We start from the raw sequence: 14,864 nt of genomic DNA, 5'->3' as shown, positions 1-14,864 counted from the left end.
CGTCTTCACCCCCTCGCTTTTACTGTTCGCCGTCGGCCGGCATTTTACTCGAGCCAGTCAGGGCTAGGTTAATCCATTTTTTTGGAAATTGTTTCGCCCTCAAATTGTCAGCCAATGTTCACACAATCGTTTTACCGGCGCCGTCCATTCACTTATAATAAACAAGTGAGGAGGGGAAGCCATGAACATCATGATTACAAAAAAAGCGTTTGATTGGTACAAGCGGGAGCTCGGGCTGAAGCCGGGCGATGCGATCCGCTTTTTTGCCCGCTACGGCGGGTGCAGCACCGTGCAAAAAGGGTTTTCGCTTGGCATGGCCAAAGACGAACTGGTCGACAAGCCGGCGGCGCAGACGACGGTTGATGGCATCACCTTTTTTATTGAAGAGAGCGACCAATGGTATTTCGATGGACGTGATTTGACTGTGGATTTGGACGAAAAAAGCAATGAGCCGGTTTTTCTCGTCCATTGAATGTCCCGCGGCGATTGAAAAAGCTAGCCTTGGCGCTCGCTTTTTCGAATAATGGCGATCGTGCAGCGGGAGATGCAGACGAGCTCCCCTTGTTCGTCCGTAATGCGCACATCCCACACCATCGTCGTCCGACCGCGGTGCAACACCGTCCCTGTCGCCGTCACCGTCCCGCGGCGAACGGCGCGGACGTGATTGGCGTTGATTTCCAATCCAACGACGTTTTCCGTGTTGGGGTCCACAAGCGCGTACGCGCCGATGCTGGCGACCGTCTCCGCTAAGGCGACTGAGGCGCCGCCATGCAGCAGCCCAGCCGGCTGGTGCGTGCGCCAGTCGACCGGCATCGTCGCGACGACGCGGCCTTCGCCAACCTCAACAATTTCGATGCCGAGCGTATCGATCAACGTATGTTTCGACATTTCCTTCACAACGGCCAAATCGATCATCATTCCTTCTTCCCCCGTTTCGTGAATCGTTCCAGTTCAAACAGCCGTCCTTCCTGCTGCAAAATGCGCGTTTGCGTCTCACCGAGCAAATCGAAATGCGGAAACTCACCGCGCCGATCGATCCACTCTTCCTTCAGCCCGTACTGCCGCCCCCAAGCGGCGAGTTTTTCGACATCGGCGCAGCCGACTTTCGTCACTGTCGTGCAATGCGGAAACCGTTCGTCGTACCAATAGTGGGTCAAAAAGGCGATTTCACCGCGCTTCACTTTCTCTTTCCATGCCGCGAGCTCATGTCGGCGGATGCCAAACGCCATCGCACCGCTCCCCTTTACCGCTTCGCCCGCTCATATGCTTCATGCCAGTCAGGAAAATATTTGCGGATCACGATCGGCCGAAACGTATCGCGCTTGACGCAAACATGCTGCGACTTTCCGGTCACCGCCACCTCGCCGTCCGGGGCGAGAATCTCGTAGCCGTATGTCACGCGGATGCCGTCATAGGCGTCAATCCATGTGCGGACAGTCGCCGTTTCCCCGTAGTGAAGCGGCTTTTTGTACGACACTTGCAAATCGACAACAGGCGAAATGATGCCTTCTTTCTCCATGTCAGCATAATGAAAGCCAAGCTGTTTGATCAATTCCGTGCGCCCGACTTCCATCCAAACTAAATAGTTCGCGTGGTAGACGACGCCCATTTGGTCTGTTTCCGCATAACGCACTTCAATTTGTTTTTCTGCCACTTTCACGTTCGTTCTCCCTCCATTTTTTACCGGGCCTCCTCTTCTATGTTACCATTCGCCCGTCGGCTCGCTCAAGCGGTAGACAAAAAAACGAAGCCGCCCCCGCATGAGGGCTGCTTCGTTTACTGGCAGCCGTGTTCCCGTGCAGCTGCTTCGTCTCGGATTTCCGCGCGCATCGCAGCGATCGCTTCTTCGCGGCGGCGGTTTTTCGCACGGATCTTCTCCTGCTCCTCCGGCGACGCAAACTGCATCGTTTCTTCGGCTTTTTCTATGTTCTCAATGGTGTTTTGCACCATTTCTTGCAGCTTTTCCACATTGTCGCTGCGGTCATCCGGTTTCGGACGCGGCATGAATGCTTCCTCCTTTGCGCGAGTTTCCGGCTATTCGCCCTTCGTTTGGATGACTTGGGCGTGCTGGCCGGACTGGTCTTGCATTTGTTTGCCCTTGTTTCCTCCTGCGGCGCGAGGCTGTGTGCCGATATGGTTCGGCACGAAATGTTTGCGGCTTCCTTTCGGATTGCTCATTGTCTTCGCCTCCTCGCCATCTAGTCTGTCCGCCCGGAGAACCGCTATGCATGGGTCATTCTGCTTTTTTGAGCATCCGCTCTTCCAGCTTTTTCTCGATTTTTTCGAGCGCTTCCCGATCGTTCAACAATTGCCGTTTGTTCTCGCTGATCAGTTCTTGGAGAGTCATTTTGCGGGATCGTCTCATCGCTTCAACCTCCCCTCACTTTTATTGTAATCTTATTCATGCCCAAAAAAGATAAAAATTATGACAACTTTTTGAAAAATAACGAACCACGAAGAAAGCGCCTTTCGCTGCAGCCATCTGCTCAACGAAAAAGCGCTGTTTCCTGCTCGAGCCGCTTCGCCGTCACCGGGCCGACAATTTTTCGCCGAATGACGCCGTTTGGATCGATAATATACGTCGTTGGAATCGTTTGGATTCGATATTGACGAAGCGCTTCGCCGCGCACATCGAGGCCGACTGGAAACACGAGCCTGTTCGCTTTCGCAAACCGCTCAGCGTTGTCCAACGTATCTTGCGTCGTCAAATGAACGGCAAGGAGCGCAACTTCGCGGCCATGCCGCTCGTAAAACTTGGCAAGCTCCGGCATTTCCTTTTTGCATGGCGGGCACCACGACGTCCAAAAGTTGAGGACGACCGCTTTGCCGCGCAGCGCCGACAACTTAACCGACTGGCCCCCAAGCGCCGGCAAGGTCAAGTCGGGAGCCGTCTGACCCACTTCCGGACCGGCTCCGTTTGCTTCATTCGGTTTGTCAGCCGCCATCACATTCCAAAGGCCATAGCCGGCGACAGCCAAGAACAAAAGAACGACTAGCCATTTCCGCACGTTGTCCCCTCCCTACCGGCGCCTCCCGCCGCTCTGTCCACGATTATAGCACATACGTTTGCCATTTGCCAACCATCGTGCTTAAAACGAAAAAACGAGGGGCGCGCCCTCATCATGATCGGATGTTTTTATGATCGTTTTTCATTTTCTCCGCTTCGACTTCTGCGTACGAAGCGAATTCGCTCCTCCATTCGTTAAAGCCGTTTTTCTTCTTCGCGTTGTTGTTTCGTTGGGCATTGGCATTGCCAAGTTTTGTCCGGCCCATGCGTCTCCTCCTCTGCTTCCGTCGGTTCACCTATAGTATCCGCCGGCGGCCAAAAAACTATGCATACAGCGGCTTCAACCGGCGGCCGAAACAATGGAAGAAAAGCGAAACAAACACTAGGTGAAAATCGTTGAAAATCAACAACGCTTCGACCTCATGCGGACCGAAAAAAGAAAACGAAAAGAAAACAACGGTTCCATCCGACAACACCGAGGCGTCGAATGATGTTTCAGCCCGAATCGGAGAAAACTAAGCATCGGATGACGGGTCACCCGTTTCAATCGGGTGGTCCGGATAGGAAATCCAGTCGCTGAAACTGCCGACGTACAGCCGAACGTTGTGATAACCAGCTTCGTGGAGCGCCAACACGTTCGGGCAGGCGGTGACGCCGGAACCACAGTAAACGATCAACGGCTGCCCACGGTCAAAATCGGCAAACCGAGCCGCCTGCTCGACAGCGCTTTTCCAGTAGCCGCCTTCCGTCATTCCGTCTTTCCAAAACCGGTGCACCGCTCCTGGGATGCGGCCGGCTCGGCGGTCGATCGGTTCTTCCAGGCCGGCATATCGCTTCCATTCACGCGAATCAATGAGCACAACCGAGCGATCGCGGACGGCGGCGCGCACATCCTCAACCGTCGCCAGCCATGACCGATCCGGACGCGGCCGAAACGGGCGGGACGCCACAGCAGGGACGACGTTCGTCACCGGATGCCCTTTCTTCTTCCATTCACGATAATTGCCGTCCAATACGTATACGTGGGCATGGCCGAAATAGCGAAGCAGCCACCAGCAACGCGCCGCCATCGCCCCGTCTTGGTCGTCGTAAGCGACAACGGTCACCGTTTCATCGATGCCGGCTCGGCCAAACACGTCCGCCGCTTGCTCGGCCGACGGGAGCGGGTGGCGGCCGCCGTGCTCTCCGACTGGGCCCGACAAGTCGCGTTCCAAGTCCATATACACGGCACCAGGAATATGATCTTCCTGGTAAACGGCCGCTCCTTTCGCAGGATCGCCAAGCCAAAACCGACAATCAAGAATGCGCGTGTTTTCGTCGTGCAAATGGCGAAGGAGCCATTCATGGGAAACAAGCGACGCCATATGTCCTCCCCCTCTTTGTTTTTGCTGACGCCAAACGTTGTTTCTTGATCGGAACGGAAAGCAGCCAATCATCAACAGGACGCCGGCGGCGCCGACACGCTCAGCCAGCGCTCGCCATCGTCACGATCGCTCTTTCCCTTCAAGCCGGCTCACGTACTCGCGCACCATCTCCGGCGTCACGCACCGGCGCGCCGGCACGAGGCCGCTTTTGGCCAGTTCGTTCATCCGCTTCGTCACTTCATTGATCCCATCAACCGTAAACGACTCGCCGCGGCGGCACCGCTCGACCGCTTCGTCGATGAGCCGCTCGCGCTCGGCGTCGAGCATAGCAAATTGCTTCAAGATGGTATGCTGTTTTTGCACATGGGCAGTGATCGCGTGATGCACTTCGCTCAATGGTCCCCGTCCTTTCCTGCTTCTTTTTCCATCAAACGCCGGACGTTCGGTTTCGGCGTCCAACAGTTGAACCGATAGTTCGGTTTCGTCGCATAGCCGAGCCGGCGGCAATACGTGTACAGCCCGTCGGCTCGCTTTTCTATACGGTAGTGGATGCATGTAGCGCAAGCGTGAAACCGGTTCATCAACGCACCTCCCCGCCGCGGCCCGAAAGAAGGCGGCGAAGCGCCGCTTCGATGCGGGCGAGCGCCTCATGATCCGCCGCTTCGGCGAGCGCGGCAAGCAAGCCCTCCATATAGCTGTCGACTTGTTCCGCGAGAGCGGCCGAAAGTGCGGCGACGGCAGCCTTGTATTGTTCTGCGTACGTCGCCACAAGCCGCTCTTTTTGCTCAGCCAAATAGGCGTCGATCGGCTCGACAAGCGCCGCCTCAATTTCCTCTTTCATCCACCGCTTTTCGTCGCGCTCAAAAAACGATTTAGCGTTTTTATACAGCGAAAGCGCCTTGGTAAACCGCACCCGGTCTACATCCCCAAGGGCGTTGGCAAACTCCGGCGCCGAAAAGGCAAACGGCTCAGGCGGCGTGAGCGCGAGCGCATCATCGAAACGACGAAGCTCATGGAATAGGCGCGAGAACTGCTCGGCCAGCTGCTTGTGCAAAAACGACTCAACACGCAAGCTCGTCGCCCGCAACTCTTGGGCCAAATCAAAGCCAACCGATGCGAGCAACTCGTCGAGGCAACGCTCAAGCGCCCGACGCGCCGGGCCTTGGTCGTCGCGGAGCACCGCCGGGTTGAACGCCTCCTTAAACACATCGTTGAGGCGGAAAAAGACGCGCTGCTTGACGTAATAGAGCAATTCGTCGACTTCCTGGCGAAGCGCCTGCCGGCCGTAGGCATCATCAATGCCAGCAAGCACGGCGTGCATCTTCGTTTTCACCGCCTCAAGCGCCTGCCGTTTCTCCGCTTTTTCCGCTTCGCTTTGCCCAGCGGCGCGCGCGAATTCCTCTGCCGCCCGCCGCGCCCGCTCAAGCTCGGCATATGCGCTCTCGACGGCGACTTCCGCCAGTTCTTCCGTTAAGAAGCGGAAGAAGTCGGTTTCAAAGGCAGACAAGCCGGAGTCCGCCAAGACGCCGCGCGGACCGGGCTCGGCCCCCGTTTTTTCCGCCAGCGCCAAGCGGCTTGAGAGCGCATAAAGGCGCGGGAAGCGGATGCCGAAGCGGGCGAGCTCTCCGTTCATATAGGAAATGACGGCCTCAAGCTCCTCTTTCGACTGGGCCAAATCAGCCGCATTGATGACGAAAAACATTTTATCAAGCGCAAACGTGTCTTTCACGCGCCCAAGCTGAAGCAAAAACTCGCGGTCTGCTTTCGAGAACGCATGGTTGTAATACGTCACAAACAACAACGCATCAGCATGCTTCATGTAATGAAACGCCACTCCCGTATGGCGGGCGTTAAGTGAATCCACCCCCGGGGTATCGACAAGCGTCACCCCTTGGCAGGTGAGCGGACAGTCGGCGTACAACACGACCTCATCTAAGAAACATGACACCGCTTCGTCAGCGACATACGTCTCGAGTTCTTCCCAACCGATGGAGACGATCTCCCCGAATCGACCGTTCATCCGCTCATAGCCGGCCGCGGCAGCTGCCAAAAAAGCCACATGCGGCTTTTGCGCCGGATGTTCGGCTCCCGATTCGGCCAGGCGGGCGCAAAGGCGGAGCGCTTCATCCCATGTATCCGCCTCATGGCCGCACTGCCGAAGCGACGATTGCACATCCGCCCAAATTTGCAGTTCGCTTTTTACCTTGACCACCGCCGTGCCGTGCGGGTGCTTGTGATCGGGCGGGGCGATTTTGCTGATGGCGGCGGTTGTCGGGTTGGGCGACGATGGCAGAAGCGGGGCGCCGAGCAAGGCGTTCGCCAGCGACGATTTGCCGGCGCTGAAGGCGCCAAACAAGGCGACGGTAAACGATCGCTCGCGAAGCCGACGCGCCTTGTCGCGCAACGGTCCAGCGAAGCGGCCAAGCAGTTCGGACCGTTCAAGCCAAGCCGCCGCTTCCTCAAGCCGCTCGGCCGCCTCTTCGCTCCGCTGTTTTCCGCCGCTTGAAGGCGTCCGAGCTTCGCCCGCTCTTTCGCTCACTCCGAGGCCGGCCGCTTCCTGACCGAGCGCTTGCTCTTTGGCGGAAAGATGGCTTGTTTCCGCTGGCTTGGATGCTGCTTGCGGTTTTGCCGTCTCGGCATGACGCGCTTTCCGGAAGACCGGCGGCGCCGTCAACGCGGCGAGACGGTTTTCATCAAGCGATGCAGACTCGTTTGGAGCAGCGATCAGCTGCTCGAACGCACGCCGGCGCTCGTCCCGCTCGGCTCTGAGGCGGGCGAGGCGGGCGGCGAGCTCCGCTTTTTCGCGCGCCGCCGAAAGCTGTCCGCTCAATGTTTCCGTTTGGGCGGCCGCCCGTTTGGCGATTTGTTCCTTCAGTTCGGCAAACAAGGCGAGCGCCGAGTCGCGGTAGCGTTTTTTCAGCGCCGCCGCCACCTCATCCGTATAATTTAATAGCGCGGCGCCGCTTGATTCCGCCCCTTGTTTGACGAGGCCGGCAAGCATCGTCTCATCCCACTCCGCCGTCCATTGCTGGCACTCGCTGAGCCAAGCGTCATCAGCATGCCATTCCTTTCCAAACTGAACAAGGAGCTGGCGGACGTGCCATTCGATTTGCGCCGCTGCTTGCGCTTTGACGCTTTCATAAAACGCCTCAAGCCGCCGCTTGCGCTCTTGCTCCGTTTTTGTCTTCGCGAACAACAAGCCCACTTTGAAATTCGGCTGCATCGCCTGCAAGTACGCCTCAGCCCGCTCCCTCGTCTCAAACGGCATCACGTACGCGTTTTGCAGCACGCGCTCAAGCTCCGAACGGAACGCCTCCTCCGCCCGCGACGGCGCTGTTTGCCAATCGGCAAGCTCCGCCTCAAGGCGATCGAGCTCCGCGATGGCCGCCGCCTCGTCATCGGCGCCGCCAAGCGCCTCGAGGCGCGTCTCAATCGTTTGCTCAAGCAGCTCGTGCCGCGCGCGGAGATGCTCAAGATGGCCGTCCGCGATCCGTTTTAACGCCGACTCGGCGCCGCGGACGAGCCATTCCTCCTTGTCGGCAAACAACCGGCGCAAACAAGCGACAAGCTCATGCCATTCGTTGTGCGGATGTGACGGGTCTTTCAGCGACAAGAAAAACAAACGGGCCGCCTCAACTCCCCAACGCCGGAACGCCTCGGCGGCCGAGGCGCGAAATTCAGCGAACGGCAGCTCGTCGTCGCGATGTTTATCGATTTGGTTGATGATCAAATAAACGGTTTTTCCTTCATCTGTTAATTGCTTCGTAAATTGGAAGTTTAATTCCGCTTGCACATGGTTATAATCCATGACGTAAAAGACGACATCCGCCAAATGAAGCGCTGACTCCGTCGCCAGCCGGTGGGCGTCATCGGTCGAATCGATGCCCGGCGTATCGAGGATCGCGACCCCCGGCGGGATGGCGTCCGTCGTTCGGCTGATTTCAATCCATTCGATCGTCTCCCCGTCCCGGCATTGGGCGCGAATCAAGTCCGGGTCGTACGGCGGTTCATACTCGACCGGCTCATCGCGGTGGAAAAAGACGCGCACATAGTCCGGGCCGGCTTTCACTTTGACGAGATTGGCGCTCGTCGGAATCGGGCTGGACGGCAGCATCGGCTCGCCGAGCAACGCGTTGATCAAACTCGATTTGCCGGCGGAAAAATGGCCGCAAAACGCGACAATCAGCTCGCCGGATGCCGCTTTTTCGATGAGCTGCTTCACTTTGTCCGCATGCTCCTGGTCATCCGCGGACTGAAGCTGATCGTGCATGTCGATCATTTTCGAAAGCCACAGCCGCAATGACGGCCGCTCAATCGCAATATGCCCCATGACCAAAACCCCTTTGTCTCCCTCAATGTCATTTACATTCATTTTACTGCATTTCGCCCCGTTTCCCAATAGAAAAAAAGAAAAATCCTGCCGTAACCCGACAGGATGACATAGAGAAAGAGGCAACGCCCTGCCGCCGCCCGCAGGCGAACGGCGAACAGATGCCATTATAGACGGCTCAAGGGCTGTTTTTTATTTGTCCGCTGCTTTCAGCTTGCCGCATCTTGCGGATGGCAGCCTCCCCCCTTAACCGGGGCAAAAAACGCGGCCGCTCCCGAAACGCCTCCCGGTAGTCGGTGAGCGCCGCCAGCGCTCTTTCCTCAACCGCGATGCGAATCGACAGCAAAAATGCGTTCAAAAGCGAAAAGACAAGCGCGGTGATCGGCGCTTGAAACAAAAGCGGCAACAGCGCAATCTCTAAGGCGACAACCACATAGTTCGGGTGGCGAAGCCATCGGTACGGCCCTTTTTTCACTACTTGGCCGTTTGGTACGATCAAAATTTTCGTATTCCAAAAACGGCCGAGCGACCCAATTGTCCATACGCGCAGCCCTTGCACGACAAGAAAAAGCGGAAACAAAAGCGGCCAGCGGCGCGACGGGCGCGCGCCCTTTCGAAGCGCCTCAACAGCCAACGACAAAAAGAAACCGACATGCATCAATACGATCAACGGGTAATGGCGAGCGCCGAACTCCCGCGCCCCGAGCGCTTTCACATACTGTTCGTTCCGTTTTGCAAGCCGAAGCTCAATGACGCGCATGCCGGCAACCGCCAAAAACACGAACCAAAACCGCACGATCATCCCCCCATTGAAGCAGCACCATTTCCGCACTAAAGCCCGGGCCGAGAGCGATAAGCAGGCCGTGCCCGGACGAAAGCGGCTGCCGCATCATCTGTTCGAGCACAAAATACACGGTGGCCGACGACATGTTGCCGTAGCGGGCGAGCACGTCTCTAGCGGCTTTTGTCTGTTCCGGACCGAATCCGAACGCCTCCTCGTACGCTTCAATGACTTTCCTCCCGCCCGGGTGGGCGATGAAATAATGAAGATCCCCAAGCCCTAACCCATGTTCCTGCAAAAACGACTCGACTTGCGGGCGCAGCCAAGAACGAACGATTGTTGGAATGTCTTTTGAAAAGATGACAAACAAACCTTCGTCACGAACATCCCAGCCCATCACGTCTTCCGATCCGGGCATGAGCACCGAGCGGGCGGCGATGACACGCGGTGCGCCGGCTGCCGACGCTGCTCCGTCGCCGGCCACAAGCAAGCACGCTACGCCGTCGGAAAAAAGCGACGTACCGATCACATTGCGTTTGGACCAATCATTGGGTTGAAAGGTCAAGCTGCAAAACTCAACGGCGATCACAAGGGCCTTGGCATTCGGAAACGCCCGGCAATAGTCGGCTGCCCGGGCGAGCCCTGCCGCTCCTCCCGCACAACCGAGCCCCCAAATCGGCACTCTTACGGCATGAGGGGAGAACGGCAATACGTTCATCAGCCGCGCCTCAATGCTCGGTGTCGACAGTCCCGTCGTTGAGATGTAAAACAGCGCATCGATCTCCTTATGCAAAACAGGGCCGGACGAAGCCTTGCGCAAACAGTCGTTGACTGCCTCACCGCTGTAGCGGACGGCGCAGTCGATATACACCCCGTTTTTTTCTCCAAAGCCGCGCGGCACGCTGTACCAGGCAAGCGGCTGAACAAAAGAGCGCGTATGAATGCCGCTGTTGTCAAACGCCTGCAGCAGCCGCTCCGCACGCGCCATTCGACCGGCGAACAGCCCGGCGACATGCTGCTTCACCTCGTCTTGGGCGGCCGTATACGGCATCCTTGCTGTGCCGACAGATAAAAGAACCGGCATACAAACACCTCGGTCTGTTCCTCTTTATTCTATTAGGATGCGCAACAAGCCAAACTATATGCAATGGAAAATATGTTTGTACACCCGTTTTTTCAGGAACAGCGAATGGATTTCTAGTTTTCGCAGCCAAAAAAAGTTATGAAAAGTTGCTGCAATCAAAAAACAGGCGCGGACAAAACCGGCCTGTTTTGGAAGGAACATGATCATCAGCGAGGATGTACAATAGGAGAGGTTCGTTATTTATCTCGCTTTTAGCGCGCGGATTTCACTTTCATGCTCGAGCAAGTGCAAAGCGAGGGATTGAAGTACGAGCTCTTGCCGCGCTTGTCCGGCAATGACTTCATTGACTTTTTGTTGCATTTCTGTGAGGGTTTGTTTCATCGCCGAAATTTCATGGAGCGTTTCTAACGTTTCCACGACAGCTTGCCGAATAAACGGCAATTCGGCAACGTCCTCTTTCGTCGCCATCGTTTGTTCCATGCGCCCAATCCGGCTGTCGAGCGCCGCAATGTCGTCTCTGTTAGCCGCCACGGTCTCTTCGAGTTGCCCGATGCGCCCATCCAGCGCTGCGACATCCTCTTTCGTTGCCATCGTCCGCTCGATGGTCCCGATGCGCCCATCCAGCGCTGCGACGTCTTCTCTCGTCGCTGCCACGGTCTGCTCAAGCCGCCCGATGCGATCATTCATCCGGACAACGTCTTCTCTCGTCGCTGCCACGGTCTCTTCGAGTTGCCCGACGCGTCCATTTAACCGCGCAACATCCTCTTTCGTCGCGCTCACCGTTTGTTCAAGCCGATCGATGCGATCATTCACCCGCACAACATCCTGTTTGGTCGCCATCTGATTCCGTATTTGCCGCAGCTCATCGAAAAGGCGCTCCACCCATTCATCCATTGTTTCACCCCCTTTCCTATTCGCTTTCCATTATACCATCATCCCTCCACCAGTTTCTATCATTTTCTCTGCCAATCGACACGCCAATAAAAAAGCCACCCCCATTTCCCGAGCAGTGGCCGGAAAACGAAGATGGCTATAAAAGCGATCAACACCATTATGAAATTTTTTGTTCCTGCAGCGGCAGTGCAGCCGATTTTCTTGCCTTACCGAAATGGAAGACGGCGTTTAAGATGATGGCGGTCATGCTGCCGGCGACGATGCCGCTGTCGGTTAAAATGCGCAAGCCGGTCGGCAGCTCGGCAAACAAGTTCGGCACCGCCGTCACCCCAAGCCCCACGCCGACCGAGCAGGCGATGATCAGCAAGTTCTCTTGCACAGTTAGGTCAACTTGGCCTAACATTTTCACACCGTAGGCAATGACCATGCCGAACATCGCGATCAGCGCCCCGCCGACGATGAGCGGAACGACGATCGCCCCGGCGTACATGGCCAATACATGTTGGATGCCGAGCGATCCGACTTGCCACCATTTCATCTTCATCGACTCATCACCTCGTCAGCAAATTGAATGGCGCCACCATCAAGCGATGCGATGCGGGCGAGCGACACAACGCGGAAACCGCGCGAACGAAGCAGCCGGCCGCCGTCTTGAAACGCTTTTTCAATGACAATGCCGATGCCGACCATATCAGCCCCCGCTTGCTCGATGATCTCCACCATTCCGAGCGCCGCTTGGCCGTTGGCTAAAAAATCATCAATGATCGATAGGCTTAATCTCTTTGCTGCATCGCATTGCCTGTTCAATCGCCGGCGCTTTACATGCCAGCAAAAAGAACATTGGCGGGCTCTGCTGCCGCGAGAGAAAATGACGTCTTCATCATTTTTTCACAAACGTCACCATTTGTTCACACTTCCAGCATCGTTTTTGTGAGAAAAGTCACTGTTGCCCCAGTTTTGTACAGTTATGATAGTGTCAAAGCAGGGAAATTGGCCGTTTGGCGCACCTGCCGAATTGCTGTTATGGGGGATGAATCCAACAAAGAGGAGGGATACGGCATGGCAAAACTGATCACAGCGGCCCGGCAAACGAAAAAGGAAAAAGAGCCGGCGCTCAAAGGCACGCTGGCCTCTGTGTTTCTGCTCGGCTTTTTCATCATTTTTTCTTGGGTCAGCGTCTACTTTTTATTTTTGCACCGCCTGTAAGCGGCAAAGGAGGGAATCGGTATGCACATCCATAAGTATGAAAAAATTTGGCTTGCGTTTGGCATCGGCTGTTTGATCGTTTTTTTGACGGTCGTCGGCGTAAGTGCATTCGCCGCCGGACAGCAGCCGCCGAGCTGCCTGACGACGATCGATCCAGAAAAAGTCGATTCGACCCCGCCGTTTGATCATCCGGGGCTCGTCAAAAAAGGAGACAAGGAATACGAGTTGAACATCGTCGTCGCCGCGTTTTCTTTTACACCGAATGCGATCGAAATTCCAAAAGGAGCGAAAGTGACGATCAACGTCACTTCGAAAGACGTCATCCACGGATTTGAAATCCCGGGAACGAACGTGAACATGATGGTCGAACCCGGTTATGTGAACAGCTTAACAACCACGTTTGACAAACCGGGCGAATATACGATTCTTTGCAACGAGTATTGCGGCGCCGGCCACCATATGATGACGGCGCGCATAAAGGTGGTGGAGTAACATGGCACAACCGTTGGAAAAAGTCGATCGCCGCGATGCGAAACTGGCGCTTGCCCATTTGTTCGTCGCCTTTACCGCCCTCGCGCTCGGGGGGTTCGCCGGCCTATTGCAAACATTAGTCCGTTCCGGCAAGTTTGAGCTCCCGGCTGGGATCAGCTATTACACGATTTTGACGACGCATGGCGTCTTGCTTGGACTCGTGCTGACGACGTTTTTCATTATCGGCTTTCAGTTCGCCGCGGTCAGCCGTACAACCGGGGCGCTCTCAGACGGTTCGCGCCGGACCGGTTGGATCGGTTTTTGGCTGATGACAATCGGAACAGCCATGAGTGCGTTTTTCATCTTAACCGGCAAGGCATCTGTCTTATATACGTTTTACGCGCCGCTGCAAGCGCACGCCGGCTTTTACATCGGCTTGGCGCTTGTCGTCGTCGGCAGCTGGGTGAGCGGCTTTGCGATGTTCGCTCATTATGCCCGCTGGCGGAAAACGCACCGCGGTCAAGTGAGCCCGCTGCTGGCGTTCATGTCAGTGACGAATATGGTGCTATGGCTCGTCTGTTCGCTTGGCGTCGCCGCCACCGTCGTCTTCCAGCTCATTCCGTGGTCGCTTGGGCTCACGGATCGGGTGAACGTGCTCTTGAGCCGGACGCTGTTTTGGTATTTTGGGCATCCGCTCGTCTACTTCTGGCTATTGCCGGCGTATATGGTTTGGTACGCCGTCATTCCGAAAGTGATCGGCGGCAAAATGTTCTCCGATTCACTCGCACGGCTGGCGTTTATCTTGTTTTTGCTGTTTTCGATTCCGGTCGGCTTCCATCACCAATTGCTTGAGCCGGGAATTTCGCCGTTTTGGAAATACGTGCAAGTCGTCTTGACGTTCATGGTCATCATTCCGTCGCTCATGACCGCGTTCGCCATGTTTGCGACGTTTGAATCGTACGGCCGCTCGCAGGGAGCGACCGGCTTGTTCGGCTGGCTGCGGAAACTCCCGTGGAGCGACGCCCGCTTTTTCGCCCCGTTTGTCGGAATGCTGTTTTTTATTCCGGCCGGCACCGGCGGGATTATTAACGCCTCGCACCAACTCAACCAAGTCGTCCATAATACGATTTGGGTGACCGGCCACTTCCATTTAACGGTGGCAACGACTGTCGTCCTAACATTTTTTGGTGCGTCATACTGGCTCATTCCGCATTTGACCGGCCGGGTGATGACGAAAGCGATGAACCGGCTCGCCATCATTCAAACGATCGTTTGGGCGGTTGGGATGACGTTCATGTCCGGCTCGATGCATTTTGCCGGTCTGCTCGGCGCACCGCGACGCTCGGCGTTCTCAACGTACAGCAATTCGCCGCAAGCGCTTGAATGGATTCCGTACCAAATCGCGCAAGCGGTCGGCGGCACCATCTTGTTCATCGGCATTATTTTGATTCTCGTCATCGTGATCAGCTTGGCCTTTTTCGCCCCGAAAGGCGAAACGGAGTTTCCGGTCGCCGAGGCAGCTGCTCCGTATGAACGGGCTGCGCTGGCGCTTGAAAACTGGAAGCTTTGGATCGGCCTCGTCGTTGCGCTCATTTTGATCGCCTATACGGTGCCGATCATCGACATCATTCAAAACGCTCCGCCGGGGTCGAAAGGATACAAATTATGGTGAAACAAGAAGGTGTCCCCAAGCGATCGGGACACCTTCCTCTTTATGTGCATAAAAC

19 protein-coding genes and 2 pseudogenes are annotated in these 14,864 nt (G+C 56.2%); 4 read left to right on the top strand and 17 right to left on the bottom strand.

The features are described 5' to 3' along the window. The first annotated feature begins 181 nt into the window (after positions 1-181). Positions 182-472, top strand: coding sequence for a HesB/YadR/YfhF family protein (locus tag ABS784_RS09295; protein ID WP_011231061.1), 291 nt, complete (start codon positions 182-184; stop codon positions 470-472). 23 nt (positions 473-495) lie between these two features. Here the strand turns inward: ABS784_RS09295 and ABS784_RS09290 are convergent, their stop codons facing one another. The 17 genes and pseudogenes from ABS784_RS09290 to ABS784_RS09210 all read right to left on the bottom strand — a co-directional run. Next, complete coding sequence (locus tag ABS784_RS09290; protein ID WP_020279119.1) at positions 496-915, bottom strand: PaaI family thioesterase; 420 nt, start codon at positions 913-915, stop codon at positions 496-498. Then, complete coding sequence (locus ABS784_RS09285) at positions 915-1,229, bottom strand: hypothetical protein (protein ID WP_011231059.1); 315 nt, start codon at positions 1,227-1,229, stop codon at positions 915-917. Before ABS784_RS09285 ends, ABS784_RS09290 begins: the two co-directional genes overlap by 1 nt. A 14-nt stretch (positions 1,230-1,243) precedes the next feature. Then, the gene (locus ABS784_RS09280) at positions 1,244-1,660 is read right to left on the bottom strand and encodes an acyl-CoA thioesterase (protein ID WP_011231058.1); all 417 of its coding nucleotides are present in this window, start codon (positions 1,658-1,660) and stop codon (positions 1,244-1,246) included. 116 nt (positions 1,661-1,776) lie between these two features. Next, complete coding sequence (gene tlp, locus ABS784_RS09275) at positions 1,777-2,004, bottom strand: small acid-soluble spore protein Tlp (RefSeq protein ID WP_014195696.1); 228 nt, start codon at positions 2,002-2,004, stop codon at positions 1,777-1,779. A gap of 30 nt (positions 2,005-2,034) precedes the next feature. Beyond that, positions 2,035-2,178 carry an acid-soluble spore protein N gene (locus tag ABS784_RS09270; protein ID WP_011231056.1) on the bottom strand — a complete coding sequence of 48 codons (144 nt, stop codon included), beginning with the start codon at positions 2,176-2,178 and terminating at the stop codon, positions 2,035-2,037. Between the two features lie 55 nt (positions 2,179-2,233). After that, positions 2,234-2,365, bottom strand: coding sequence for an FbpB family small basic protein (locus tag ABS784_RS09265; RefSeq protein WP_011231055.1), 132 nt, complete (start codon positions 2,363-2,365; stop codon positions 2,234-2,236). Positions 2,366-2,486: 121 nt separating this feature from the next. Beyond that, entirely contained in the window at positions 2,487-3,008 is a 522-nt protein-coding gene (locus ABS784_RS09260) for a TlpA family protein disulfide reductase (RefSeq protein ID WP_033025271.1), read from the bottom strand. Between the two features lie 112 nt (positions 3,009-3,120). Then, entirely contained in the window at positions 3,121-3,273 is a 153-nt protein-coding gene (locus tag ABS784_RS09255) for a hypothetical protein (RefSeq protein WP_011231053.1), read from the bottom strand. Positions 3,274-3,522: 249 nt separating this feature from the next. Beyond that, positions 3,523-4,371, bottom strand: coding sequence for a sulfurtransferase (locus ABS784_RS09250; protein ID WP_023634567.1), 849 nt, complete (start codon positions 4,369-4,371; stop codon positions 3,523-3,525). Between the two features lie 120 nt (positions 4,372-4,491). Further along, on the bottom strand, positions 4,492-4,767 hold the full coding sequence (locus ABS784_RS09245) for a YpbS family protein (RefSeq protein WP_020279120.1): 276 nt from the start codon (positions 4,765-4,767) through the stop codon (positions 4,492-4,494). Beyond that, the gene (locus ABS784_RS09240) at positions 4,764-4,952 is read right to left on the bottom strand and encodes a hypothetical protein (RefSeq protein WP_318538810.1); all 189 of its coding nucleotides are present in this window, start codon (positions 4,950-4,952) and stop codon (positions 4,764-4,766) included. The genes ABS784_RS09245 and ABS784_RS09240 overlap by 4 nt, the downstream gene beginning before the upstream one ends. Continuing rightward, entirely contained in the window at positions 4,952-8,701 is a 3,750-nt protein-coding gene (locus ABS784_RS09235; protein ID WP_352512240.1) for a dynamin family protein, read from the bottom strand. The genes ABS784_RS09240 and ABS784_RS09235 overlap by 1 nt, the downstream gene beginning before the upstream one ends. Positions 8,702-8,879: 178 nt before the next feature. Then, entirely contained in the window at positions 8,880-9,503 is a 624-nt protein-coding gene (locus ABS784_RS09230; protein ID WP_025039382.1) for an isoprenylcysteine carboxyl methyltransferase family protein, read from the bottom strand. Next, on the bottom strand, positions 9,448-10,566 hold the full coding sequence (locus ABS784_RS09225; RefSeq protein WP_352512239.1) for a type III polyketide synthase: 1,119 nt from the start codon (positions 10,564-10,566) through the stop codon (positions 9,448-9,450). The genes ABS784_RS09230 and ABS784_RS09225 overlap by 56 nt, the downstream gene beginning before the upstream one ends. Positions 10,567-10,806: 240 nt before the next feature. Further along, positions 10,807-11,460 carry a hypothetical protein gene (locus tag ABS784_RS09220; protein WP_014195690.1) on the bottom strand — a complete coding sequence of 218 codons (654 nt, stop codon included), beginning with the start codon at positions 11,458-11,460 and terminating at the stop codon, positions 10,807-10,809. Between the two features lie 157 nt (positions 11,461-11,617). Then, positions 11,618-11,920 (bottom strand): annotated as a pseudogene (locus ABS784_RS09215) (solute carrier family 23 protein); the annotation flags it as partial. A gap of 80 nt (positions 11,921-12,000) precedes the next feature. Next, positions 12,001-12,225, bottom strand: a pseudogene (locus ABS784_RS09210) (type I phosphoribosyltransferase); the annotation flags it as partial. 294 nt (positions 12,226-12,519) lie between these two features. Here ABS784_RS09210 and ABS784_RS09205 point away from each other — a divergent pair. The 3 genes from ABS784_RS09205 to ABS784_RS09195 are packed head-to-tail and all read left to right on the top strand — an operon-like array spanning position 12,520 to position 14,809. Then, on the top strand, positions 12,520-12,666 hold the full coding sequence (locus tag ABS784_RS09205; protein WP_011231044.1) for a cytochrome c oxidase subunit 2A: 147 nt from the start codon (positions 12,520-12,522) through the stop codon (positions 12,664-12,666). Positions 12,667-12,687: 21 nt separating this feature from the next. Then, entirely contained in the window at positions 12,688-13,158 is a 471-nt protein-coding gene (locus ABS784_RS09200; protein ID WP_011231043.1) for a cytochrome c oxidase subunit II, read from the top strand. A 1-nt stretch (position 13,159) separates the two neighbouring features. Further along, on the top strand, positions 13,160-14,809 hold the full coding sequence (locus tag ABS784_RS09195) for a b(o/a)3-type cytochrome-c oxidase subunit 1 (RefSeq protein ID WP_352512237.1): 1,650 nt from the start codon (positions 13,160-13,162) through the stop codon (positions 14,807-14,809). Positions 14,810-14,864 lie beyond the last annotated feature (55 nt).

Origin of the sequence: Geobacillus sp. G4 (genome assembly GCF_040327975.1) — a bacterium.
GTDB lineage: Bacteria > Bacillota > Bacilli > Bacillales > Anoxybacillaceae > Geobacillus > Geobacillus thermoleovorans.
Note: the sequence above shows the minus strand (reverse complement) of the source record. Positions and strands in the feature narration are given on the sequence as shown.